Annotated in this window: 22 protein-coding genes and 1 pseudogene; 10 read left to right on the top strand and 13 right to left on the bottom strand. The window is 38.5% G+C overall.

Annotated features, from left to right (window positions below):
• Positions 1–76: 76 nt before the first annotated feature.
• Complete coding sequence (locus tag ACQCVE_RS14720; RefSeq protein ID WP_426863269.1) at positions 77–1,288, bottom strand: tyrosine-type recombinase/integrase; 1,212 nt, start codon at positions 1,286–1,288, stop codon at positions 77–79.
• 234 nt (positions 1,289–1,522) lie between these two features.
• Between ACQCVE_RS14720 and ACQCVE_RS14715 the strand changes: the two genes are divergently transcribed.
• Together ACQCVE_RS14715 and ACQCVE_RS14710 are read left to right on the top strand one after the other, a co-directional pair.
• A complete protein-coding gene (locus ACQCVE_RS14715) occupies positions 1,523–2,224 on the top strand; it encodes a hypothetical protein (protein WP_426863268.1) in 702 nt (233 codons plus the stop codon).
• Positions 2,221–2,424, top strand: coding sequence for a hypothetical protein (locus ACQCVE_RS14710; RefSeq protein ID WP_426863267.1), 204 nt, complete (start codon positions 2,221–2,223; stop codon positions 2,422–2,424). The genes ACQCVE_RS14715 and ACQCVE_RS14710 overlap by 4 nt, the downstream gene beginning before the upstream one ends.
• A 169-nt stretch (positions 2,425–2,593) precedes the next feature.
• Here ACQCVE_RS14710 and ACQCVE_RS14705 read toward each other — a convergent pair whose 3' ends face one another.
• The 7 genes from ACQCVE_RS14705 to ACQCVE_RS14675 form a co-directional block, all read right to left on the bottom strand.
• Complete coding sequence (locus tag ACQCVE_RS14705; RefSeq protein ID WP_426863266.1) at positions 2,594–2,731, bottom strand: hypothetical protein; 138 nt, start codon at positions 2,729–2,731, stop codon at positions 2,594–2,596.
• Between the two features lie 13 nt (positions 2,732–2,744).
• A complete protein-coding gene (locus ACQCVE_RS14700; protein ID WP_426863265.1) occupies positions 2,745–3,719 on the bottom strand; it encodes an Arm DNA-binding domain-containing protein in 975 nt (324 codons plus the stop codon).
• A gap of 125 nt (positions 3,720–3,844) precedes the next feature.
• Positions 3,845–4,045 carry a hypothetical protein gene (locus ACQCVE_RS14695; protein WP_426863264.1) on the bottom strand — a complete coding sequence of 67 codons (201 nt, stop codon included), beginning with the start codon at positions 4,043–4,045 and terminating at the stop codon, positions 3,845–3,847.
• Positions 4,046–4,233: 188 nt separating this feature from the next.
• Positions 4,234–4,923: a hypothetical protein gene (locus ACQCVE_RS14690; protein WP_426863263.1), complete on the bottom strand. Its 690-nt coding sequence runs from the start codon at positions 4,921–4,923 to the stop codon at positions 4,234–4,236.
• 21 nt (positions 4,924–4,944) lie between these two features.
• The gene (locus tag ACQCVE_RS14685) at positions 4,945–6,345 is read right to left on the bottom strand and encodes a deoxyguanosinetriphosphate triphosphohydrolase (protein ID WP_426863262.1); all 1,401 of its coding nucleotides are present in this window, start codon (positions 6,343–6,345) and stop codon (positions 4,945–4,947) included.
• Positions 6,346–6,745: 400 nt separating this feature from the next.
• Positions 6,746–7,213 (bottom strand): tetratricopeptide repeat protein, encoded by a 468-nt coding sequence (locus ACQCVE_RS14680; protein ID WP_426863261.1) that lies wholly within the window; start codon positions 7,211–7,213, stop codon positions 6,746–6,748.
• A 167-nt stretch (positions 7,214–7,380) separates the two neighbouring features.
• Positions 7,381–8,088, bottom strand: a complete 708-nt coding sequence (locus ACQCVE_RS14675; RefSeq protein WP_426863281.1) for a serine/threonine protein kinase — start codon at positions 8,086–8,088, stop codon at positions 7,381–7,383.
• Between the two features lie 143 nt (positions 8,089–8,231).
• Here ACQCVE_RS14675 and ACQCVE_RS14670 point away from each other — a divergent pair, with 143 nt between their 5' ends.
• Genes ACQCVE_RS14670 through ACQCVE_RS14660 form a run of 3 tightly spaced genes read left to right on the top strand, consistent with a single transcriptional unit; the run spans position 8,232 to position 10,769 of the window.
• Positions 8,232–8,369 (top strand): hypothetical protein, encoded by a 138-nt coding sequence (locus tag ACQCVE_RS14670; protein WP_426863260.1) that lies wholly within the window; start codon positions 8,232–8,234, stop codon positions 8,367–8,369.
• Entirely contained in the window at positions 8,363–9,763 is a 1,401-nt protein-coding gene (locus ACQCVE_RS14665) for a hemolysin family protein (protein ID WP_426863280.1), read from the top strand. Before ACQCVE_RS14670 ends, ACQCVE_RS14665 begins: the two co-directional genes overlap by 7 nt.
• Entirely contained in the window at positions 9,756–10,769 is a 1,014-nt protein-coding gene (locus ACQCVE_RS14660; protein WP_426863259.1) for a CNNM domain-containing protein, read from the top strand. The genes ACQCVE_RS14665 and ACQCVE_RS14660 overlap by 8 nt, the downstream gene beginning before the upstream one ends.
• A gap of 290 nt (positions 10,770–11,059) precedes the next feature.
• On the opposite strand, the gene ACQCVE_RS14655 is transcribed toward ACQCVE_RS14660, so the two are convergent.
• From ACQCVE_RS14655 to ACQCVE_RS14645, 3 genes are read right to left on the bottom strand one after another with little or no spacing between them, the layout of a single operon-like run.
• Positions 11,060–11,854: a CPBP family intramembrane glutamic endopeptidase gene (locus ACQCVE_RS14655; RefSeq protein WP_426863258.1), complete on the bottom strand. Its 795-nt coding sequence runs from the start codon at positions 11,852–11,854 to the stop codon at positions 11,060–11,062.
• A gap of 48 nt (positions 11,855–11,902) precedes the next feature.
• On the bottom strand, positions 11,903–13,018 hold the full coding sequence (locus tag ACQCVE_RS14650) for a DUF1648 domain-containing protein (protein WP_426863257.1): 1,116 nt from the start codon (positions 13,016–13,018) through the stop codon (positions 11,903–11,905).
• Positions 13,015–13,410 (bottom strand): GntR family transcriptional regulator, encoded by a 396-nt coding sequence (locus ACQCVE_RS14645; RefSeq protein ID WP_426863256.1) that lies wholly within the window; start codon positions 13,408–13,410, stop codon positions 13,015–13,017. The genes ACQCVE_RS14650 and ACQCVE_RS14645 overlap by 4 nt, the downstream gene beginning before the upstream one ends.
• A gap of 445 nt (positions 13,411–13,855) precedes the next feature.
• Here ACQCVE_RS14645 and ACQCVE_RS14640 point away from each other — a divergent pair, with 445 nt between their 5' ends.
• The 5 genes from ACQCVE_RS14640 (at position 13,856) to ACQCVE_RS14620 (ending at position 19,911) form a co-directional block, all read left to right on the top strand.
• Complete coding sequence (locus ACQCVE_RS14640; protein WP_426863255.1) at positions 13,856–15,070, top strand: DUF418 domain-containing protein; 1,215 nt, start codon at positions 13,856–13,858, stop codon at positions 15,068–15,070.
• A gap of 911 nt (positions 15,071–15,981) precedes the next feature.
• Positions 15,982–16,566, top strand: coding sequence for an SLATT domain-containing protein (locus ACQCVE_RS14635; protein WP_426863254.1), 585 nt, complete (start codon positions 15,982–15,984; stop codon positions 16,564–16,566).
• Positions 16,563–17,894, top strand: a complete 1,332-nt coding sequence (locus tag ACQCVE_RS14630; RefSeq protein ID WP_426863253.1) for a reverse transcriptase domain-containing protein — start codon at positions 16,563–16,565, stop codon at positions 17,892–17,894. Before ACQCVE_RS14635 ends, ACQCVE_RS14630 begins: the two co-directional genes overlap by 4 nt.
• Before the next feature lie 183 nt (positions 17,895–18,077).
• Positions 18,078–18,539 (top strand): Fic family protein, encoded by a 462-nt coding sequence (locus ACQCVE_RS14625; RefSeq protein WP_426863252.1) that lies wholly within the window; start codon positions 18,078–18,080, stop codon positions 18,537–18,539.
• A gap of 316 nt (positions 18,540–18,855) precedes the next feature.
• A complete protein-coding gene (locus ACQCVE_RS14620; RefSeq protein ID WP_426863251.1) occupies positions 18,856–19,911 on the top strand; it encodes a ChaN family lipoprotein in 1,056 nt (351 codons plus the stop codon).
• A 175-nt stretch (positions 19,912–20,086) separates the two neighbouring features.
• Here ACQCVE_RS14620 and ACQCVE_RS14615 read toward each other — a convergent pair.
• Both ACQCVE_RS14615 and ACQCVE_RS14610 read right to left on the bottom strand, forming a co-directional pair.
• Positions 20,087–21,339, bottom strand: a pseudogene (locus tag ACQCVE_RS14615) (glycosyltransferase family protein).
• Positions 21,340–21,474: 135 nt separating this feature from the next.
• Entirely contained in the window at positions 21,475–22,341 is an 867-nt protein-coding gene (locus tag ACQCVE_RS14610; RefSeq protein WP_426863250.1) for a DMT family transporter, read from the bottom strand.
• Positions 22,342–22,378: the final 37 nt, after the last annotated feature.

Below are 22,378 nucleotides of genomic sequence, written 5' to 3'. Positions count from 1 at the left end.
CCCCAAACCCTTGATATAAGTGGGTTTCTAAGTGAGATGAGAGTGGTTTGCTAACATTATGCTAACATTGAGGATATTAACGGAGGCTTCTCATGAGTTCGCTGAACTTTTGGGAAGCTTCTTTTTTCATTTCTTGGGTTACGTGGAGGTAAACATTTTTCGTTATCTGATCATCAGTATGACCAAGACGGTCCATGATTTGTTCAAGTGACACACGCGCTTCGGCGAGCAGTGATGTATGGGTGTGTCTTAAACTGTGCGGGGTTAAATCTTCATTCAAACCTGCGATTCTAAGCAGCCTTTTCATTCGGTCTCGAACGTTCTTTAGCACGATGGGATAACCGTAGTGCCGCCCAGTTTTGGCAAAAATAAAATCATGGTTATAGTAAGCATTTCCTAACCGCTCGATTACTTCGTCTTGAATTTTTATATGCTCCTTCAGTACCACGATGACATCTTCATCCACAATGATTTTCCTTCGTGATTTCCTTGTCTTTGGAGTGACTAGCTGAAAGTTAAGCGCATTGTAGCTTGGATTGTAATAGGTCTTTGTTATGCTGATGGTGTGGTTTACAAAATCAACATCTTTCCACTTGAGCGCCACCAATTCTCCCACTCGTATACCTGTGTACGAAAGAATCAGGAACACCAAGTAATCATGTTCCAATCCATGTTCCTTGGCTGTTTTCAAAAATAGGGCGAGTTCCTCTTTCTCAAGATATTTCGGAAGTTCTTCTTCTTCCAATTGTTCAATGGTTTTTTTGTCCTTTTTGAGATAGGCGAATTCCGTGGGATTCCTTTTAATGAGTTCGCACTCCAACGCTTTACGCAATATCATCCTCCCACAGCGATGAATTCCTTCTCTTGTGCTATCCGCAAGTCCTTTGTCTTTTAAATCATTTAAGCAGTCTTGATATCGTTTAGGAGTAATATCCTTCAGCTTTAACTGACCAAAGTACGGAAGCAACTTTCCAATCTCGTGAAGACGTACTCGAATAGTTCCGGGCTTTACATCTTTTGATTCGCTGTAAATTGGCAGCCATTCCTTCGCAAAATCAGCAAAAGTCTGACAGGATTCCTCGATGTAGGACCCTTGTTCGAGTTCGTGAATCATAGCGGCTGCAGCTACTTCTGCCTCCTTCTTGGTGGGGAAACCACTTTTGGTTTTTTGCTTACGTTTGCCGGTTACGGGATCTATTCCGATATCAACGACAAAAGCCCGCTTGGAACCACATGAGCAGTTTTTCTTCTTGCAGGTACAGCCTCGTTTGTAGAAATGTCCTTTCATTTCATTGAATAACCTCGCTTTCTTAAAAAATTTATTACAAATACACATTATGTCCGATAAGAAAGTGATTAATCCCTTATAGGGTTTAACAGATTGAAGTTACAAAATTTTTATTAATATAGAAGGACCATTCATTCTTTTAAATGAAATTGTATGATTGTGGGAATTATTACTATATAATAGTAAGAGAGTTTGCTTTATATAGAATAATGAGAAAAGAATCGAGGTTCATATATGGCAAGAAGTAATTTATTAAAAGATACGGTAAGTGGTCAATTTGATCTAGAAAATATTTTATTGCGCTTGAAAGTTATATTAAGTGATCTTGAGGATAGAGATATTTTAGGATGGATTGAAGGAGAACTAAGAGGTTACAGTGAGGAAGACATAGTTCCTGATTATAGAATAATTACAGGTCGAGCAATGGGAACCTATATCGTTAATGGGACAGCTAAATATTCAAATGCCTTAGTGCCTTTACATTTTACAGCAATGAATGAAGATATGATTAAAGAAATGCATATAACAAAGGTTAGAGATGGTATATCAATTATTGAAAAGAATCTTAAATCAAATAACAGGGATAGATTAGGTAGACAGGTTCCTACTGAACTATGTCATGCAATTTCTAGTTACGAACTTCAGATTGTAGGGATGGATATAATGTTTGCTGCAAATGATTTTGAAGCTATTTTATCCAATGTTAAAGATAAAATTGTAGATATTGTTATGGTGTTAGAAAAGAACTTTGGTACCAATGCTATCGATGAAATGGACATTTCTGAACAAGTGGTAGATGAACCAGAAAAAAGAAACAAAGCAATTACATATATACATCAAGTGGTTTATAATGACACTTCTACCTCTGTAGAAATAGGTGATAGGAATAAATTTAGAGACACTAAATTAGGAAGATTTTGGAGCAAAAATAAATGAAAATAAAAATTGGAAATAACAATAAATTTAAAAATTCTGTTATAGGAAGTCAAACTTTACACCAAGAGTCTAATAAAAAAACTTTTGGAGAAAGACACCCTATATTAATTTCAGTGATTATTACGTTTGTTTTTGGATTCTTATTTTTGTTTTCATTCTGGGATTCTATTGTTAAATATATAGAAACCATCTTTAAATGAAACGTTCTCCCTTTAAAGGAGTCACAAGAGGTAGATTATTAGAGTTCTATGTACTTTGAAAGCAACCACTGCTTTCAAGTTTTTTTATTTTCTATGACTACGCAACAAATTGCTAAATTGGTCACAGGCATTTCTTCTTCTATGCTTTGTTACATGAAGATAAATCCTTTTAGTTGTTGAATCTTTTTTTTTGGCCTAGCCGGTCCATAATCTCATCTATACTCACATCTGCCTGAGCAAGAAGAGAAGTATGAGTATGGCGTAAGGAATGGGGAGTAAGTTTGGCATTTAACCCACTCAGCTTCATTAACCTAGCCATTCTATTTTGGAACAAATTTTATCAAGACAGGATAGCCGGGATGACGGTTAAAATTTGTGAAAACGAATCCCTTATTGTAATAACCGTCTCCTAAACGTAAAATCATCTTTTCTTGTTCTTCTTTATGGTTCTCAAGCAATTCAATGAGTGCAGGGTCGACAGTAATGACACGCTTTGATTTTTTTGATTTTGGCCGAACTAAAGTGTAATTTACTGTACTGCTTTTCGGATTGTAATACGTTTTGTTAATACTTATGGTAAGCTTTTCAAAATCAATATTACTCCATTTGAGGACAACTAATTCTCCTACTCGTATACCTGTATAAGCTAATACATTGAAGATTACTTCATCCATGAATAGCCCTTTTTCTCCTGCACTATCTAGGAAACGTAGAAGTTCTTCCACTTCGAAAAACTTTGGAAGATCTTGAAGGTCTTCTTCGTCTTCGTTAATGATGTTGTCATCCTCCTTTAGAATATAAGCATTTGCGGTCGGATTATCATTTAGCAGCTTTTTCTTAACTGCTTTCCCGAAAAGGAGTCTCCCAGTGGTATGAATACTTTTAATTGTGCCTCTTGCAAAGCCTTGCTCTTTTAAATTATCCAATACAGCCTGATACATTTCTTCAGTGATTTTTTTTAGTTTGATTCCATTGAAGAATGATAGAAATTTATCAATGCTGTATTTTCTAATTCGGATAGTACCGGGTTTTGGAGCGGTAACTTTAATGTATTCCGCAAGCCATACATCAACGTACTCCTTGAAAAGCATATCAGTTTCGATATGAAATTTACCTTGTTTGATTTTCTCAATTAATACTGCTGCCGCGGCTTCTGCTTCATCTCTGGTGTCGAAGTTATCTCTCCAAATCTGCTTTCTTTTCCCTAGTTTTAGATATTTTCCTACATCAATAACAAAGGTCCACTTATTATCACAAGTGCATTCTTCACCACAAGTATGTCCTGCCATCTGCATCGATGAATAGGTGCTGAGGTGTACGATTTTTTAATAGCTCCTCATACTGTTATAAAAGAAAAAAACGCGAAACCTTAAAAGGTTTCCGATTTAGAAATGAAACAAGATATTACATAAAAGATCAATTATTGGCACTTATTAGAAGAGGGTACAGTTTTATCAAACAAGTGAGCGATACATATTTCCTCTTCAACCTTAAATACCCTAATATCTTTCCGCTCTACATCAGTGAAAATTTCTTCAATAATTTTCTTTGCTTCATCAATTGTATTGGCATAGTGAACTTCATAAGAGAAAGGTTGATTATAGGTAACAATATATTTCATACTGTATTACCCTTTGTTTGGTGTTATATCCATAGATACATAAGCGAGAAATAATGAAATAATAATGCACCTAATGTTGCTCCAATTACCAAATTTATAACACTAGAAAGCCAATTTTTTTGGATATTTAAGTGACCGTTAGCTCAAAAGATTTTATCACCATTTTATATCCAAATAAAAGCAATGGTCTAAATATAATTTAGTTCATACCTTATTTCTTCCTTAGATAAATAGTTAGCTTTATAATGTGAAAGTTGTAATTCGTACAGACTATCAACTAATCTATCTGACTTGTCATTTAAATAATTTTTATAAACTTTTTTTAACCTACTAGAAAATTTAAGTTTATACTTCTCTTTAAATACTATAGCTCGTAGTAAATTTAATTCAACTTGAGGATTTTCTTCAAGAGTTATGTCTAATTTACAATCCCTTACAGAAGTTCTAAAATCTTCATCATAAACCCAAGCCTTATTAAAATTGTATACAATACCATCAATATTTAAATATACAGACTTTGCTAAGTTTTCCTCACTAGGGGATAGATTAGTATATTTAAAAGCCCATGTATTTTCTAGATCCCATATATCAAACTCCACGTTTGATATATTAATCTTATATCCACCAAACCTATTCTTCTTATAACTATACTTTTTAATTATTGAATCAAAAAGATGTCTATTTTTAAAATTTATGGCTATGTCAAAATCTCTAGGCATTGGTGGGTTCTCTTGAAAAAAACATATATCTCTTATTGAACCTCCAAAAAACAGAAGGTCTCCTACATTTGTCAGCTCTTCAATAAAGCTTAGTGTATTTGGGTTTTTTCCAAGAAGAAAAATGAGTTGATTTCTAATTTTTTTCTCATGTCTACTCATCTTAATCGCCTTTCGTTAAATTTATGGCAGCTTTACTCCCAATAACTCTTGATGGAGATTAACAGCATAGCCATCCGTCATACCCGAGATAAAATCTGTTACCAACATTAATCTATGATACAAATTTAGATCTTTAAATGCAATGGATGGTTTACCCTCATCATCAATCTTTTGAATATGCTTAAAATTTTTTGAAATAAGGTGTATTAATTTTTCATTTTTAGTTTTTGATTTTTCTACTGATTTTACGTCAGTTACAGCATTTACAAAAAGGGTTAACAAATCCGTTATTACTCTATCTCCCACTAACTCTAAAGTTAAAACTTCTTTGTTAGAGAAAACCTCCCTTCTTGCGAGTTTTTTTAAGCACTCTGCTAAATCCATTGCTTTTGAGACATAAATTAACTCACCATTAAAGTTACCTTTCATTATTTCGTCATAATTTTCTTTAAATGCCTCAACAACTTCCATAAACATTATTCCCTGAACACTTACTTTAAAATTCTGTACATCTATTAAATTCTTATCCGGAACTTGATTGTTTCGTGCATCTTCTCTATAAGACTCGAGCTTTTCAAAAAGTTTAGGATATTTCTCGTTAAAAATAGCTTTTATTTCTTGATATTCTAATTCCCAATCAAGTACACCTTTTTTTACAGCATCTTCAATATCTGCAGTTAAATATGCCATATCATCAGCAGCTTCAACTAAGAATGTAGCTGGATGTCTACATCCATCAATTCCAACATTTTCTTTTATCTTTAAAAACAGATCTTTTTCAGACTGAAAGTAACCGAATTTTTTCTTTTCCTTTGCTTTTGCATCATTGGAAGCCCAAGGATATTTCATTAGAGTAGCTAATGTAGCATATGTAAAGTTAGCTCCATACTGATCGTTTAGAAATTGTAATCTAGATAAAATTCTTATCGCTTGAGCATTACCTTCGAATAATGAGAAATCACATTCTTGTTGTTCTGTTAACTTACCAAATTGAACTTCTGCTGTTCTATACTCAGGTTTATTAAACCAATTTTTAAACCAATTTCTTATTATATCTTCTCCGTAATGTCCGAACGGGGGATTTCCTAAATCATGAACAAGACAAGAAACTTCAACAAGAGATGCTAATTGTTTAACTTCCATAAATTCAGTAAACACTTTCTTTTCTCTAAGTAGCCATTCTCCTATACTCCATGCCAATGAACGACCTAGAGAAGCAACTTCTAATGAATGTGTCAATCTTGTTCTTGTAAAATCATTTCTCTGTAAAGGAAACACTTGAGCTTTATCTTGCAATCTTCTTAATGAAGAAGAATATATAATACGTTCGTAATCCTTATCAAATTCATTTCTATGTGGCAAATTATCCGTCGTGGTCCTTCTTTGTCTTTCTGAACATAACAACATATCCCAACTTAGCATATCCTCTGAACCCCTTGTTTGTTTTTTGTATAATATACTTCGACATATTTTTTGAAATTCCTTTATTAGTAAGAAAAGAAGGGCTACTCAAAATAAAATTTTTGAGAGAAATTACCTCGCCTACAAAATTAATCATACAAACTTAGTTAGTCATGATAGAGATAAAGTTCTGTCAACCAGTATATAGGGGACAATTATCGTCAGATTAGTTCTTTAATCACCAATGCTGAAAAACCAATACACCGTTTAGAAATAATTGTTTTTTATTACTCATTTTTGTTCCATTCCTAATAATTTATCCGTTAGGAATAACGAAAAAGGCAGTACTATTCTCTAGTAATGCCTCGGCCAATTAAGTTTCTAATCTTTAGTTATTTATACTTCATTTTTTAGCAACAACTCATAAATAAAAATCGAACTTCTCAAGTTTATCTTTAACCTCTTGATCATCATGCTTTAGTCGATGAGCATATTTAAAGTATCCCCTAGCTTTTTCATACTCTCTTTTTTGCTCATAAGCCAGACCCAACTTTTTAACTACTACCCAAACTCCCGGTGTTTCTTGATTTATATCCTCTAAAATTTTAATTGCCTTATCTTCCTGATTACAAAGACCATAGCATATTGCTAAACGGTAGCGATAATCTATAGATATAGGTTGCTGTTGTGCTAATTGTTGATAGATTTTCAGAGCTTCTTCAAATTTTTTAATTGAGAATAAGATTCTTGCCTTTAATTCTTTCAACGAGACAATAAAGTTCCCTCTTCTGGTCTCTTCAACGGCATTTACATTAATACTATCTATAGTTTTTAACGCTTCAAAACGACGTTCTGTTTTAAAGTAAACGAAGGATAACTGAAGAAGCAAGTCGGGATATACGTGATTATTTGCAATCTCCGTTTGAAGAATCTTTTCTGCAAGCTTATATTTCCCTAACTTACAATTAGTTATTGCTAATTCTAGAGCATCCCTTTTTTCAACAAGGGTGGCTTTTGGTACATACTTTTCTTGTGTTTCATGCTTGAGGTGCTTTTCTACGGCCGTTTAAAATCGTTCCTTAGCTCGGTGACTGTCTGATAACGTTCTTCTGGATTACGTGCTAAAGCTTTAAGGGTTACTTTCTCTATATTTTCATGTATGGATTTATTTAATTCTCTTGGACGTTGAAATGGCTTATTATGAATAACATCTAGAAAAGTATTATGTGGTGTTTGCCCTGTAAGGAATTGATATAGAACAGCTCCCAGTGAATAGATATCCGAGTTTAAATATCTTTCTTTTGAATTAGCTACTTCTGGTGCTATATATGCATAAGTTCCTGCACCATCAATTGTCTTAACAAAAATGTCTTCAACCAAACGACTTGTCCCAAAATCTGTAATCTTCACTTGCTCATCTTTAATTAATATGTTATCCGGTTTAATATCACCATGAGCTATCTTCAAGTTGTGCATGAATTCTAAGCCATATAAGATTCTCTCGAATATTTCATACACTGTTTGGAAAGTACGAAGAGTGGATATGCCAGTGCTTGTTAACTCATGGGATAAGGGATGGCCCTCGAAATATTCCATTTCAATAATGAAATATCCATCAATACGGCCCATATCATATATTTGAATAAGATTAGGATGAGAAAGACCCTTTAGCTTCAACCCCTCTGCTAATACCTTATCTCCCTTTTCTTGACTAGCTGCTGCTAAATTTGAAACGGATGAAAGTGGTGTTCTGCTGGTTGTAATATAGGGAAATACGCATGGTTTCTCCGTTATGGACGAGTGCAGAAGAATGCCGGTCTAAATAGGTGCAAGACCTGATTGATTGCTTTTGTAGTTAGTTTTATGTACGATTGAAAAAAATTAGCTACACGATGGAGGAAAAAATAATGAGCAAGCAATTAATGCAGTCAACAAATAGTGAAGCCGGTGGCTTAGAACTGAGCAGCGACAGTCCATCTGCCGGAAATCCAAATCATTGTATCCAGCCAATTTTATTAAGTAAGGCTATAGATTGCTTATGTTAGCAGCTGCGCTGACTTTACTTCTCGGCATCATCGTGATTCTCGCTATCATAGCTGCAAATGGTTATTTTGTCGCCCAAGAGTTTGCTTATATGTCTGTCGACCGTGCCAGGTTAAGCGCACTGGCCGATCAAGGCGATCGTGCAGCTAAACGGGCATTGGCGGTCACACAGCGGACATCATTTATGCTTTCTGGATCTCAGCTGGGTATCACGGTTACAGGACTGCTTGTTGGGTATGTTGCCGAGCCTCTTGTTGGAAAGAGTTTAGGCGTGCTGCTTGATGGAGCTGGAGTGCCTGCTGCGGTCAGTATCTCGGTTGGCACTGTGCTCGCTTTGGCGGTGTCGACAGTTGTGCAGATGATCTTTGGTGAGTTGTATCCTAAAAACCTCGCGATTGCCAATCCTGAACCGTTGGCCCGCAATCTTGCCCATTCAACGAATATTTACCTTATGGTTTTCGGATGGTTAATTAAGATTTTCGATCAGGCAGCCAATAAATTTCTAAAGCTTTTAAGAATCGAGCCAGTTCATGACATCGATAGCAGTGCCAACGCTCGTGACCTTGAGCACATTGTGGCCGATTCCCGTGAAAGCGGGGATTTGCCAAAGGACCTGTCCCTTGTACTGGATCGAATCCTGGACTTTCCGCAGCGCAACGCCGAGCACGCAATGACACCCCGTTCCCGCACAGAGTCTGTTGGTCCGGACATGACCATCGGGAAGATTAGATCCTTGATGGCTAAGGAACATACCCGTTATCCAGTTATTAATTCCGAGGATGAACCAATTGGCGTTGTAGATCTTTGCGATTTATTGGCTTCATCTTCGGCTCAAGATGAACCTGTCACTGCGATTATGAAACATCCGCTTGTAGTCCCGACTTTAATGTCACTCCCGGAGGCACTTAAAGCTATGAAGCAATCAAATAACGATCTTGCTTGTGTCATAGATGAGTATGGGGGGTTCACAGGAGTATTGACAGTGGAAGACTTGGCTGAAGAAGTGGTGGGTGAAATTTCAGATGAGCACGACAGTGACTCACCTGCGGTCGTCGAACCGCAAGGGGAAGCTTCATGGCAGATGAGTGGGGATGTTCACATCGATGAGGCCGAACGCGAAATCGGTTATCATCTGCCGCGAGGCGATTATGAAACAATCGCTGGAATGCTCATTGCACAGTGCGGGCATCTTCCGGCTGTCGATGAAACAATCACGGTTGAGCTGCCACATGACCCGGGTGATCTCGTTCAAGAGGAACCCGTTCGCCGTTACTTAGCAGCACGGATCATCGAAGTTGACAGATGGGTGCCGACCTTGGTCAACCTCACAATAGATGATTCAGAAATGGATAGTGATCCTGAATTGAAGCAGGTAAGGAGGGGGAATAATGACTAACCCCTTAGTGATAATACCAGTGACAATAATCATCATTCTCATAAGTGCATTCTTCGTCATCATGGAATTTGCGTTCCTTGGTGCCCGGCGCCATCGACTAGAGGAGGCAGCGGTTAACAGCCGCGGCGCCCGTGCTGCTTTAAAATCAGTGAATGAACTTACTATCATGCTGGCAGGTGCGCAGTTAGGGATTACAGTATGTACGTTTGCCCTTGGAGCAGTGACTAAACCGGCGGTGGATGCCTGGTTTTCAGCGGGTTTCGCTGAAACAGGGCTGCCATCCTGGCTGACGGATGGAACGTCTTTCTTCCTATCCTTGCTGGTTGTAACGTTTCTGCATCTGGTAATTGGTGAAATGGCGCCAAAATCCTGGGCGATCTCCCACCCTGAGGCCTCGGCCATTCTGGTTGGCTCCCCTGCCCGGATGTTTATCTGGCTGTTCCGCCCGCTGCTATTATGGGTAAATAGGATAGCGAATCGTCTAGTGAAGGCATCGGGCGTGGAACCTGTCGATTCCGCTGCGGTTGGCGGGCAGGATATTGAAACCATTCGCCACCTCGTGGATCACTCAGCTAATGTAGGCGCATTGGACGCGTCCATCCGCAAGCCCATTTCAGGCGCGCTTGATTTGGAAACCTTACGTGTAGCTGACTTGCTTCCGAAAAAAACATCTGCAACAGCGGTGGAATCAGATGCCACAGCACAGGATGTCCAGAAAGCCACTGAACGTACAGGTCATAAACGCATCCTTATTATGGCAGAGGATGAAGGTCCCCCTAAAGTCCTTCATGTTCGCGATACGCTGCTTGAGCCAGCGGACCGGCCGGCAAAAGAACTGGCACGCCCTTCGTTCGTTCTGCAGCCGGATACACTTTTATATGAAGCTCTTACAAACATGCGGCGGTCCAGCGAACAGCTGGCTGTGGTTATGGATGGTCCTAAGTTCATCGGTGTCATCACGATGAATGACGTCTTTCACATTGTGCTCCCGCGCACGAATGATTAAACAAAAATCTTGAACGTTAGTAAAAGCACGGGGACGGTCCTCGTGCTTCCAAAGCAGCAGAAGAACCCTGCTCATGCTTATAAGGCGGTCGTAATAAAAGAAAACAAAGCAATGGTTCCCTAACCCTTTCATGATAGGGTTTGAGAACATCGTTTATTAAATTGAAAAGCCTTTCAAGAGTTTATGAACTCTTGAAAGGCTTCTCTTTTGTGGTTTTCTGCGGAATCGGTTTTTCATCTAATTATTTCCTTTTTCTATATATAAGCGGACTGGTCTTTTAAAGTAGATGTTCAAATTAATGAAGTGGCAATTGATAACAGTACAAAAGTTATGTGAGTAGCCATATGCGCAACCATTGCAGCCTCCAGCCCCTTTTTCCAATATAGCCACCCATAGATGATCCCGACCAACCCATTTAAAAAAATCATTCGGGCAAATATAAGGGGTGTCATGTCTGCAGCTGAGGCCGTTGCTCCATAATGAGCTAATCCAAAAAGCAGAGCAGAAATGAAGATACCCATCCATACAATAATTGATGAGGGTTGATTTTTGCTCCGTTGAAAGATTTTCCAAAGGCTAAAGACGAGTAAAGTCATGACCCCCCAGCGAAGCATAAGTTCTTCAGCAATCCCTCCGTACAACAATCGTGTAGCGAGGTCAAATACTCCTAAAGAAGCTTCCGCATTTGATAAGTGCAGGGCTTCTGGAAGAAAAGGCTGTAGTATGGTGTCTACCGTTATTATGAGGACGCCGCCCATCACCCCTAAAAGAGCGGAAATCTTAAAGATACCTCTTACTCGTTGGAACAACGGCTTGCCATATCGATCTTTTTCATAGATAAAAGAATGGAATCCCGTTTTTTCAGCTAAAAAATGACCAATGAGAAGGCCGGCGATAATAAGCAGCAGAGGGTTAAGGAGAGTCAGGAGTGCCATTGTTTCAACTGGAAGTTCTAAGGGAACTCCGAGCTCCTCCAGCTGCCGGGGAAGAAGTTTTATCTGCATGGGCAGCAGGGAAAGGACTGCCAGTACACCAACTAATAGAAAAATGATAAAAGAGCGCCATGGGTTTCTGAATTCTTGCATGTGTTCACCTCATCTTGTAGAGTACAATCCTAACTGGCAAGCTTTTCTTTACAACATAAGAAGTATAGGGATACCAGCTGCTGTTGCAATAATTCCGATTACTAACAGCCATGCTGCCGGCCTCGCAAAATTAACTGTCCAGCCGATCCCAAAGCGTTTTTCCAAAAATAATGCTTGATCATTTGGATTATAGTAAATTTGACCAAGTTTCCAATGGATATCATCATCTCGATTAATGGAATCTGCTGATGGTCTTCCTCCACCCGTTTGAATGCGGCTTCCCCCTTGTCCTGTCGAAAATGACAGGGCAATCGCGGCTGACATAATGATCCCGCTGAATACTAAACTCACTATGGTAACCAAATGTTGATTTGCCGGCTGGAAATAGCTCCATTGGATAAATGAAAACATCATCGTTAAGAGGGTTGACGTAAAGAGGAGAAAGAGTGACCATCTTCTTCGGAACAAGGTAACCTGTTTATAAGATTTTTCTGGATCCTCTGCATTCAACTGCTGCTTTGCTTTTGCAATAATCGTGTTGATAAAGATGAACAGCAGGATGAGATACGACTGAATGATTGGTAGGATAAAGACAGTGCGATAGCTTTTCTCAACCGACTGGGTCACTTCTCCCGCAAAATTTACTTTCATCGGCAGGACATTTGGCAGCCGGTCATAAAACAGCGCAGTAAGCAAAGCAGTCACCAGCGTGATCACGAATGGAATGGCATACCAGGCGTTTGAGTAAATAAGCTGCTGTTCACGAAAATCTGTGCGCACTAGAACCTTCTGTGTCCTGTCATGCGTCCAATTGGACTCTTTTTTTATTCGCTTCATTTCGTTATGAAATTTCAAATAGACGCCAAATGAAATAATGATTAGAAGCAAAGTGAAGGCGGCAAATGTTATACTTAAGGATTCTTCATTTGCAGTCAGCATGGATCCAGTCCAAATGAATCCCCCAACTGAAATAACAGTGACAAAAAGCATAGAACGGACATACCGTTTCCTGATCATTTGTATGGACTCCATATCATAAACCATCTCAGGAATCGACACCCCGAAACTTTCCGTCTTCCGTGTTAAATGGGGAATACACGTTAAGATAAGCGCAATAGGCAACAAAACAACTGATAAAACAACACTGAGTGTATTGAGAGTCATTTTTTATCCTCCTCACTTTGAAATTCATCCAGTACTTCTTGATACAAGGCTGCAATGGACTCGTGTGATAGGTCCTTACACAGGCTCTCCGCTATTATTGGGCGCAGCGTTTGTTTTAGCGTTTCCTTATATTCGCTGTCTGCTTTCGGTACTCCCTCAGGATGAATCACAACACCCTTTTGCCTGTGAATCTGAATATACCCTTCCTGTTTCAACTGCTGGTACGCCTTATTCACTGTGTGTAAGTTGACCCCAATGTCTGAGGCTAAGGAGCGGACAGACGGCAGCGGATCATTAGGACGCAGCTCGTCTTTAGCAATGCCAATAATGATTTGTTTCACAATTTGTAAATAAATGGCGTCATTTGATTCGAAATTAAGTGAAAAGAGCAATTGAGACACCTTCTCTCTGTTCTATCTGTTATACACATAGTATAACAGATAGAACAGAGAGTCAACGCTTTTACTTGTGCACGGGCATTTTAAACCAACCCGGTACAAAGGGATAAAACCCGCAAGTACTGCTAATATGCCGGGATGGTTTTGAATTTCTTTATCAGCCGCCCTATAACTCTCCTTAGCAAAAAAAATCCAAATCCTTTCACGGCTGGAAGAGATACAGGAATCAAAAAGGTTTTAATCGTACGATTGAGGCTGGAAATCGTATACTTCAGCTTCATTAATATATATTTGAGCAGTATTGGTACAGTTCAGCGGATTTTTACGACTTTTCCTTATTCTCCTTTTACTATAGATACAAGGAAGCCAACTTTAAGGTTTTCGTGTAAGATTATTTTTAAGGAATAAGAAGGGAAATGGTAAAATGAGTTCGATTTCAATGAAGGATCGCATCCACACACTGGATATGATCAGAGGATTTGCGTTGTTTGGAATCTTAATAGCAAACATGATTTTTTTTAAGACCCCTGCTTTTAATAGTATGACCAGTTTAGTAGAAGGGGAGAGTCTGCCGGAGGGCGGTTTGAACAGTGTCCTGACCATTCTTACTGCGGTGCTTGTTGACGGTAAATTTTATCCGATGTTTTCGATGTTATTTGGACTGGGCTTTTATATTTTTTACACCCGCTTAATGCAGCGAAATCTGCCGGCAACAAAAATGTTTATGCGGCGTCTTGTATTTTTACTGTTTCTTGGAATTCTTCACCTTGTGTTTATATGGTCGGGAGATGTTCTTCATACCTATGCCATTACAGGGTTCTTGCTGCCGCTCTTTATTCACCGTTCGCCTAAGGTCATAAAAATCTGGGGAGTTGCCTTATTTATTGCTGGCAGTCTGCTTTTTACCCTTTTACTGATCGGCAGCGGCTGGGGTACGGAATATATGATTTCGGAAGGATTTGAAACCGTTGAATCCCTTAAGGCAGAAGAACTCGCAGGAGCATCTGTGATGGCAGCAGGCAGTTACGGAGAAATACTTGAGTATCGATTTTCTAACGAGGTTCTGTTTGTTTTCTTCCAGGTTTTTTTACTGGTCCCGACGATTTTGCCGCTGTTTTTAATCGGTCTTTATTTCGGTAAAACCGGGATGTTTACGGATATCGAGGGCAATATCAAGAGATGGAAGAAGATTTTTTGGCTCGGGCTTGGCATTGGGGCACCGCTCGTCGGTCTTTCTGAAGCAGTGAAATATAATTTATTTGACTGGCCGCTGTACGTAACTACTCCTGTAGCGGAAGGCTTAAATATGCTCGGCGGACCGCTTCTGATGCTGTTCTATGTGGCATTTATTGTTCTAGCGACTCGTAAAGCTTCTATTGAAAAGATGCTCATGCCTTTTGCATCAGTCGGCCGTATGGCGCTGACCAATTATTTCATGCAATCCATTATTGCGGTGATCATTTTTAACGGCTATGGCTTCGGACTTTTTGGCCGCGTATCAAAAACGCAGGGAGTCGGAATCGCCATTGTGATCTACACCGTGCAGGTTGTACTCAGCTACTCCATTCTTAAAAAGTTCAATCAAGGTCCGCTTGAATTTGTCTGGAGAAAGTGGACATATGGAGGGACTGAAAAGAAATCAAAAGCAGCTTGAAAGGAAAGACCCGGCATGATTTTCCGGGTTTTTTTAATAAATAAAGGTATTTATAATAGTTTCCTCTCTGTAAAATGATTTTCAATCTGCTTGTATTTACCACTGCTTAGTGGGGCGGACAATGATCTCGTTCACACCAACCGAAACCTCTTGGAATTTCATGTTTTTTAAGAATAGAAATAATGAATATTTTTTGTGGAGGAAAGGAATCATGAATTATTCCTAATGAAAATTATTCGTATGCTGATTACCTAACATGGATGAAGGAGAAAGGTTCGAGTTAGTTGATGGGAAATGTTTAATATGTCTCCTGCTCCTTCACGCCGGCATCAGCAGAATCTGCGGGAGCTCTTAACAGCTTTTTCTATTTTCCTGCGGGTAAAGAATTGAATTATTTTTCGCGCCATTCGATGTGCGCTTACTAGTAGAAAACAAAAGGGACGATGAGCTAATAAACGTTGTTCAGCCTGATTTATCGATTGTTTGTGATAGTGAAAAGTTCAATGACAAGGGGTGCAATAGAGCACTTGATATGGTTATCGAAATCCTCTCACCAGCTTCGATTAAGATGTATCGTTAGAAGAAATTACAGCTATATTAAAAAGCGGGAGTAAAAGAGTACTGGCTGCTTGATCCGGTTAACGAATCTGTAGAAATATATGCTTTAATTAGCGGGGAGTACGAATTTCCAGGAGTCCACACTTAATATTTACATAATGTAACAAAAGTGGTAATTTTATATTGAGACCCCTATTCTGGTTTCTTTAACAGAAGGTTCCTAATTGGAATGTGGCTAATTAACGGGGATGTACATATCCTTTAAAAGTTTTTTGTGTACTTTGGTCTTTTTTAAAGATGATAATGTAAATGAGTTAGGGGTCTCAATTACGCTAATTATGGAAGTGAACATTGTGAATGAAAAAATGATTGAAAATTTATCTAATAAAGTATGGATAACTCGAAAATGCAGAATCAATTCGTCTGAGAGACTTATTGTGACAAATCTATTAACTCAAATTTTAATAAACTATTTTACTTTAGTGATCTTAAGTATTTCAATATGGACATTGTTTTCTAGTAATGAAAGTGATTACTTTTCTTTTATAACAATAATTGCATCTTTATTTTTATTTGCAGGAACAATTGGGGTTAATTCATTGAATTATAAAGAACGAATTTCAAACTTGAAAACTTGTTACATAGAATTAGACGAATTATTAGGTGACTTGGAAATTCTGAAAAATGATTTATTAATTTTAGAAAAAGAAAATGCTAGAACTAGATTTGATAATATAAGAACTAACTACAAAAAAATTCTTGATGATGTTGAAAATCATAGCGCGTATGATTATCTTAAATTTCAGGTTAATACCAAAGAGTACAGACATTGGACTCATTTTGTGAAATATTATCTATTTAATATAGGTTATATTTTACTAATATTGTCTTTGGTTTTAATACCATTAATACCCTTTATTGGGGTAGTAACAAAATGAGTGCTTTTAAGATATTTAATCAATTATATAAACTAAAAAATATTAAGGCTTATTATGAAGAGAAAAATAAACTAAAGCCGTCTACAGGAATTGATGGTGTAAACGACGCATCCTTTGAAAAAAATATAGATATGTATTCTGCTATCATACATAGAAAAGTGAATAATAATACATATAGTTTTATCCCCTATAAGGAAAAGTTAATAAATAAAGGAAAAGGCAAATATCCAAGAATAATTTCAGTCCCCACGCTAAGAGATAAATTAACAATGTCCATTCTTCATTCTTTGTTATCAGAAGTTTACAGTCAAGAAATTAAGAATGAAATTGTACAAACAGTTATTTATAATATTAAATCATCATTAAATAATTCAAATTATAATTACTTTATTAAAATAGATATAGAGAAATTTTATGATAATATTTCGCATGAATTATTAATTAAAAAACTTAGAAAAAGAATCAGAAAAAAAGAAATAATTAATCTTGTTACCAAAGCTATCAAAACACCCACTATTAGTTCGAACACAAAAAAACCTTACGATCAGAATTATCTTGGTGTTCCACAAGGTTTGTCAATATCTAACATTTTAGCTAATATATATATGAATCAATTAGATTATGAATACTCAAATCAAAAAAAATGTGGTTATTTTAGGTATGTGGATGACATTTTAATTATTTGTAATGTTAAAGACAAAGAAGAAATAGAGAAGCAATTAAAATCCGAGATACAAGAATTACAATTAAGTATTAATACTGATAAAAATGTTTACGGTTATTTAACTGATGAATTTTCTTTTTTGGGTTATAGATTTAACAATAAAAAAATAGGTGTGAGGAAAGAGAATATTTATAAGCTAGAGAAATCCTTAATCGAAGTATTTACAAAATATAAATACTCCGACTTCACAAGATCTAGTGAGTTTGTCTGGAGCTTAAACTTAAAAATAACAGGCGGAATAATAGACGGTAAAAAGTATGGGTGGGTTTTTTTCTATTCTCAAATTGACGATATAGAAGTTTTGTATAAATTAGACAGATTTATAGAAAAACAATTTAAAAGGTTTAATATAAATCATATTAGCCCCAAAACAATTAAGAAGTTTGTAAAGACTTATCATGAAATAATTTACAAAAGATCATCAAGTAAATACATACCGAATTTTGATGAATATACAATTAATCAAAAGAAAGAGTTTTTGATTAATGTAGTAAATATAAAAAACATAAGTAAATTAGATGATGAAGCGATTGAAAAAAAATTTAAGGGTTATGTCTTTAAAACAATAAAAAAACTAGACAAGGATATACAACATATATCGTAAATTATATAGAATGCGTTCTTTCACTTATGAGAACGTTTTTTTGTTACCTGTAAAGGTCTCGGGCTGCCGTATCACAATGAACGAAGGGGCTCATGTTTGGTTCTTTTTTGAAAAGGCAATTAGTTCTTCGCTTGCTCGGGCTGATGCTATGGAACTATTTTGCTGTTCTCTATGACATTTTCAATGGATTTGCCAATTAAAAACTTGCATCGTCTTGTCCTGAAAGGCATTGATGATGAATATGCAGGTGTGTATAGAGATCAGCAGGTTTTTATTTCTGGTGCTCAACATATCCCCCCAGCACCTTTTCTCATAAAAGGGGAGATGGAGCAGCTGATGAGCTGGTACGAACAAGCACAAAAAGAAAGCTTGCATCCGATTGCCCGAGGAGCCATGCTGCATGCCCTCTTTGTTGGAATTCACCCGTTTATCGATGGAAATGGCAGGACATCAAGGCTGCTGTTAAATCTGGAACTGATGAAGGATGGCTTTCCTCCAATTGTAATCAAGATGGAAAATCGCTTGGCTTATTATGAAGCATTGGATAAAGCGCATACGAAGAAAGCATATGGTGATTTTGTTGAGTTGGTAGCTATTGAAGCGGAAGACTCGCTGAATCTTTATTTGAGTGCAATAAACAAATAAGCTCAACGAAGGAAAAGGGAAGTCCGATTAAGAATACGGACTTCCCTTTTTCCTAGAAAAAAGATTTTTCCTCCTTGTAAAATGGAACAGTCCTCAGTCGTACTCCGCTTGGAAAAATATCAAAAAAGAGCACTTTTCCCCTTAATAATCTTAAACCATCTTTGTAGAGAATCCCTTAAACTAAGGCTATAAATTAAGCATCATGAATCTTCTTCCTTACTCAATCTGTAAAGCTGAATTCCAACTTTACGTTCGCAGCTCACGTAAAAGATTTAACCGCATGATGATAAAGTTTTCTAAAATGGATGGTGAAAATATGGAAAAATATATTAGTTATTTAAAAGAAAACTTCTTAACCCCGGAGCAGTATATCCTAAGCAAGTTTGAGGAGCATGAGGTGATATTGTTAGGGGAAGACCATGCTGTAAAAAATACCCTTGATCTGGCAATTTCCCTTATTCCTCAATTATATCAGTCGGGCGTGTATACCTTTGGGATGGAGTTTGGGGCCAGCGAAGATCAGGCTGACTTAGACAGGCTGATTACCAGTGAAGAATATGATGAGACGGAAGCAAGACGCTTGTTGTTTAACTACAACGTTAGATGGGCTTATAAAGAATACGCTGACATCTATAAAGCTGCTTGGAAATTGAACAAGTCCCTGCCAAAGGGCGAAAGAAAATTTAGAATTTTAAACCTCAGCTATATGTATAACTGGGAAGGTTATTCTGGTATGAGAACCCCCACAAGCCTAAAGAAGGTCTTTCATAAAGGAAATATCCTGGCCTTCAGGGCAAACCTTGTTGAAAGAGAAATACTGTCCAAAGGGGAAAAGCTTTTAGTACTAACTGGGACACCACACGCCTACACAAAATTCAAATTTCCCGTCGTTGACAGTAATGCAGACGAGTTCTACTCTCTCCAGGGAGGCGGGTTCGGGAACAGATTACATGAAAAATTCGGTTCAAAGATATTTAATGTGCTCATCCATCAGCCTGCTATACATATTAACACGTTGCTTCCTCATGCCACAAAGGGAATAAAAACGATTGAAACGGTTATGGAGAGATTAGACTATCAACCCGTTGGCTTTGACTTAATGAACACGGTTATGGGCGAAATTCCCGATGATGGTTACAACTCTATTCCCTATGAAAATTTCACCCTCAAGGAAGTTTCCGATGGCTACATCTTTACAAAGCCATTAAGAAAACAGCAGGGCTGCACTGTAGATTATGAATACTTAAAGGGTAAAAACTTCGAGGACGTCCAAAATCATTGGCCGGATAAAGATTGGACTCCTATTCCTGAAAATGAGAAGGAGTACTGGAAGGAAATTGAGGGGTATGTGGATTTAAGGGAGAGGTACTGAGTAAGTACCTTAAAACCGTTAAGGAAATCGTGGAAAAAATAGCCGGCAAACATTCAGTGATGACGGCAAGGCGGAAATACGAACTAGCTGCTGCGTCTAGTAAAGTCACCTAATAGAACCTGAAAACGCGAAACCTTTGAGATTTCGCGTTTTTTACTATTGCAACAAAGCCTTCCTACAATAACTCATTGCCCTTTTTTAGCCGCAAATTCAACGCCCGGGGAATAATAGCTGAATTCTTTTCTTTGATTTTAAGGATTTGCCCTTCATAAATCTTGTCAGAAAGTAAACCGTTCATTTTCATCATTTCTAATAGGGGAATGTTATGCTTAATCGAAATTCCCAATAAGGTTTCACCCGGCATTACCCGATGAATACTGGAGGTTTCATAGTGAATCCACCTTCCGCCTTCTGGTGATTTTGGCGCGGCCTTCAGAATCCCCCTGCTTGTTGCATGCAGCAGCATTTCCTCCGCCCGCTGCTGGTACGAATTTAGTTTGACGGCGTTTCGGCCGTTTGCCCGGACTAGTTCCCTTCCTATCGGGTTCGCTAAATAGGATTCAACCTTTTGAATGGTTTCCATGGGGGAGGCTGAAACGATCAAGTCCTGTTCAGGTATAAATTTTCCCCTTACTGCAGGTGTATCATTGGTTAGCAGCACTCCTCCTGAACCAAGAATTTCATAGGTGCGCTGGGTAAGCTGATCTTCGCAGTTTTGCAGACCGATGACGATTTTTGCCGAGCTGTAGATTTTATGGGCATCCCGGTAATCCACATATCCATGAATCCATTCATCTGGAATCTTCTTTCCTACATAGTTCTCCATCTGCTCCCAGTCTTTTCCCCAGAAGTCAATGCGGATCCCTCTTTGCAGTAAAGGCGCAATCAGCGTCTGCAGGGAAGAAGCACGGTATCCGTTCGGCTCATTTTTAATGAACTTCGGATAGGCGTTTGCCACCACTGCAATGTCACTGCTGTATTCTGATAGAGGCGGAATCTGGTGATGGATGCTGTCATGGTAGCCAAAATCCAGGTGAGCCGCCTTTATCCCTTGCGCTTCATAGGTGCTTATTAAAGAAGGAGTAACCGTGAAAACAAGATCAGGCTTCATTCTGCTGATCAGCGGCAGGGTAAAATTCTTCGTATGAGGAGGATCCTCCGTTTCCCAATAGACAAGCGGGATATTCGCCTTCTTCACAGCACTTCGAATCCATAGCTGCTTTGCCGCCTAGTGGTCCTCTGTCCAGCCCTTCAATACAATAAGATCAGGTTTCACCTCTTCGATCATCGGTGAAATCCTTTCATTTCAATACTAATAGGCCCTGATATGATAGCCGTATGACCTGTGTCCCTGAATCCGTTCGGCAGGCCATAAATCCACATCGGGTGACTTTCAAGAAAGAGTATCTTTAAGTCTTGTCCCTCCATTCTAACGGTACCTACTATTCTTATGTACATGCAGGAGGGACTAGCACGGCTTGAAAGTATTTTTAGACTGTCTAGTTTCTCGCACTGCACACAGTATGCGGACAAATTGGAAGCACAGGGACGGTTCTCTTGTAACTACGACTGCCTCACACTAAGTACCGTAATCGTAACCAAAATAACCGCCATCCCAACAACCTGAACAGCTGCCAGCTGATCCCCTAGAAGCAGGACACCAAATAAAGAAGCGGTCACCGGTTCGACCATAGCGACCATCGAGGCGGTTGATGCCTCGGTTGATCGAATGCCGATTACGTACAATATGAATGAGATGCCGGCACCTACGAGTCCTAATAGCAGCAGCCATCCGATATCACTTGATGTCAGCGCGGCTGCTGCTTCTTTTTTATCCATGAATAGAAAAAGGATGAGACAAAGAGAAAAAAACGCGATGGGTAACGTTGTCTGCGGCTTGCCGATCGAAGAGGCATTTTTAAAACCGAAAATAAACAACGCATAGGAAAGGCCGGCAGCGAGTCCCGTTGCGGCTCCCAGAAAACTGACTGAAAGTGCTTCGGTGTTGTACGCCCCTGTAAGCAGGATGATCCCTGCGAGTACACCAGCAATACACCCCCATTTAAACCAAGTCGATCGTTCGATCCGTAATAAAAAGGAGATGACCAGAACGAAAACGGGTGCGGTGTACATTAATGTAGCGGCGACAGCAACGCTTGAAGCCTGGATGCTTAGAAAATAAAAAGCAAAGTTACCGGCCACACCGATACCGGCGAGCACCGACCATAAGTATAAGCGGGCAGAGGTCCCCCGGTTTTGTTTAAAGCGGAAGATCATCCACACGAAAAAGCATAGAAACCCAACAGCTCCCCGGTAAAAGGATATGACAATCGGGTCCCAGCCCTTGTTCATTAAGATATCTGCAATTCCTCCGCTTATGCCCCAGCATATAGCCGCCAGCATGACGAAACCTACTTCTGCGAATTTCATGGTGAGCCCCCTATAGATAAATCATTTCTGTAAACCG

Source organism: Metabacillus sp. 113a (assembly GCF_050107635.1).
Taxonomy (GTDB): Bacteria; Bacillota; Bacilli; order Bacillales; family Bacillaceae; genus Metabacillus_B.
The sequence above is the reverse complement of the archived record's forward strand: the minus strand, read 5'-3'. Positions and strand labels throughout refer to the sequence as shown.

Excerpts from the sequence above, each read along its gene's own strand:
- ACQCVE_RS14720 (WP_426863269.1), bottom strand. The coding sequence starts at position 1,288 with ATGAAAGGACATTTCTACAAACGAGGCTGTACCTGCAAGAAGAAAAAC.
- ACQCVE_RS14610 (WP_426863250.1), bottom strand. The coding sequence starts at position 22,341 with ATGAAATTCGCAGAAGTAGGTTTCGTCATGCTGGCGGCTATATGCTGG.
- ACQCVE_RS14705 (WP_426863266.1), bottom strand. The coding sequence starts at position 2,731 with ATGAAGCTGAGTGGGTTAAATGCCAAACTTACTCCCCATTCCTTACGC.
- ACQCVE_RS14700 (WP_426863265.1), bottom strand. The coding sequence starts at position 3,719 with ATGCAGATGGCAGGACATACTTGTGGTGAAGAATGCACTTGTGATAAT.
- ACQCVE_RS14650 (WP_426863257.1), bottom strand. The coding sequence starts at position 13,018 with ATGACTCTCAATACACTCAGTGTTGTTTTATCAGTTGTTTTGTTGCCT.
- ACQCVE_RS14655 (WP_426863258.1), bottom strand. The coding sequence starts at position 11,854 with ATGCAAGAATTCAGAAACCCATGGCGCTCTTTTATCATTTTTCTATTA.
- ACQCVE_RS14690 (WP_426863263.1), bottom strand. The coding sequence starts at position 4,923 with ATGAGTAGACATGAGAAAAAAATTAGAAATCAACTCATTTTTCTTCTT.
- ACQCVE_RS14670 (WP_426863260.1), top strand. The coding sequence starts at position 8,232 with ATGAGCAAGCAATTAATGCAGTCAACAAATAGTGAAGCCGGTGGCTTA.
- ACQCVE_RS14710 (WP_426863267.1), top strand. The coding sequence starts at position 2,221 with ATGAAAATAAAAATTGGAAATAACAATAAATTTAAAAATTCTGTTATA.
- ACQCVE_RS14625 (WP_426863252.1), top strand. The coding sequence starts at position 18,078 with ATGGATTTGCCAATTAAAAACTTGCATCGTCTTGTCCTGAAAGGCATT.
- ACQCVE_RS14620 (WP_426863251.1), top strand. The coding sequence starts at position 18,856 with ATGGAAAAATATATTAGTTATTTAAAAGAAAACTTCTTAACCCCGGAG.
- ACQCVE_RS14640 (WP_426863255.1), top strand. The coding sequence starts at position 13,856 with ATGAAGGATCGCATCCACACACTGGATATGATCAGAGGATTTGCGTTG.
- ACQCVE_RS14665 (WP_426863280.1), top strand. The coding sequence starts at position 8,363 with ATGTTAGCAGCTGCGCTGACTTTACTTCTCGGCATCATCGTGATTCTC.
- ACQCVE_RS14630 (WP_426863253.1), top strand. The coding sequence starts at position 16,563 with ATGAGTGCTTTTAAGATATTTAATCAATTATATAAACTAAAAAATATT.
- ACQCVE_RS14695 (WP_426863264.1), bottom strand. The coding sequence starts at position 4,045 with ATGAAATATATTGTTACCTATAATCAACCTTTCTCTTATGAAGTTCAC.
- ACQCVE_RS14660 (WP_426863259.1), top strand. The coding sequence starts at position 9,756 with ATGACTAACCCCTTAGTGATAATACCAGTGACAATAATCATCATTCTC.
- ACQCVE_RS14685 (WP_426863262.1), bottom strand. The coding sequence starts at position 6,345 with ATGCTAAGTTGGGATATGTTGTTATGTTCAGAAAGACAAAGAAGGACC.
- ACQCVE_RS14715 (WP_426863268.1), top strand. The coding sequence starts at position 1,523 with ATGGCAAGAAGTAATTTATTAAAAGATACGGTAAGTGGTCAATTTGAT.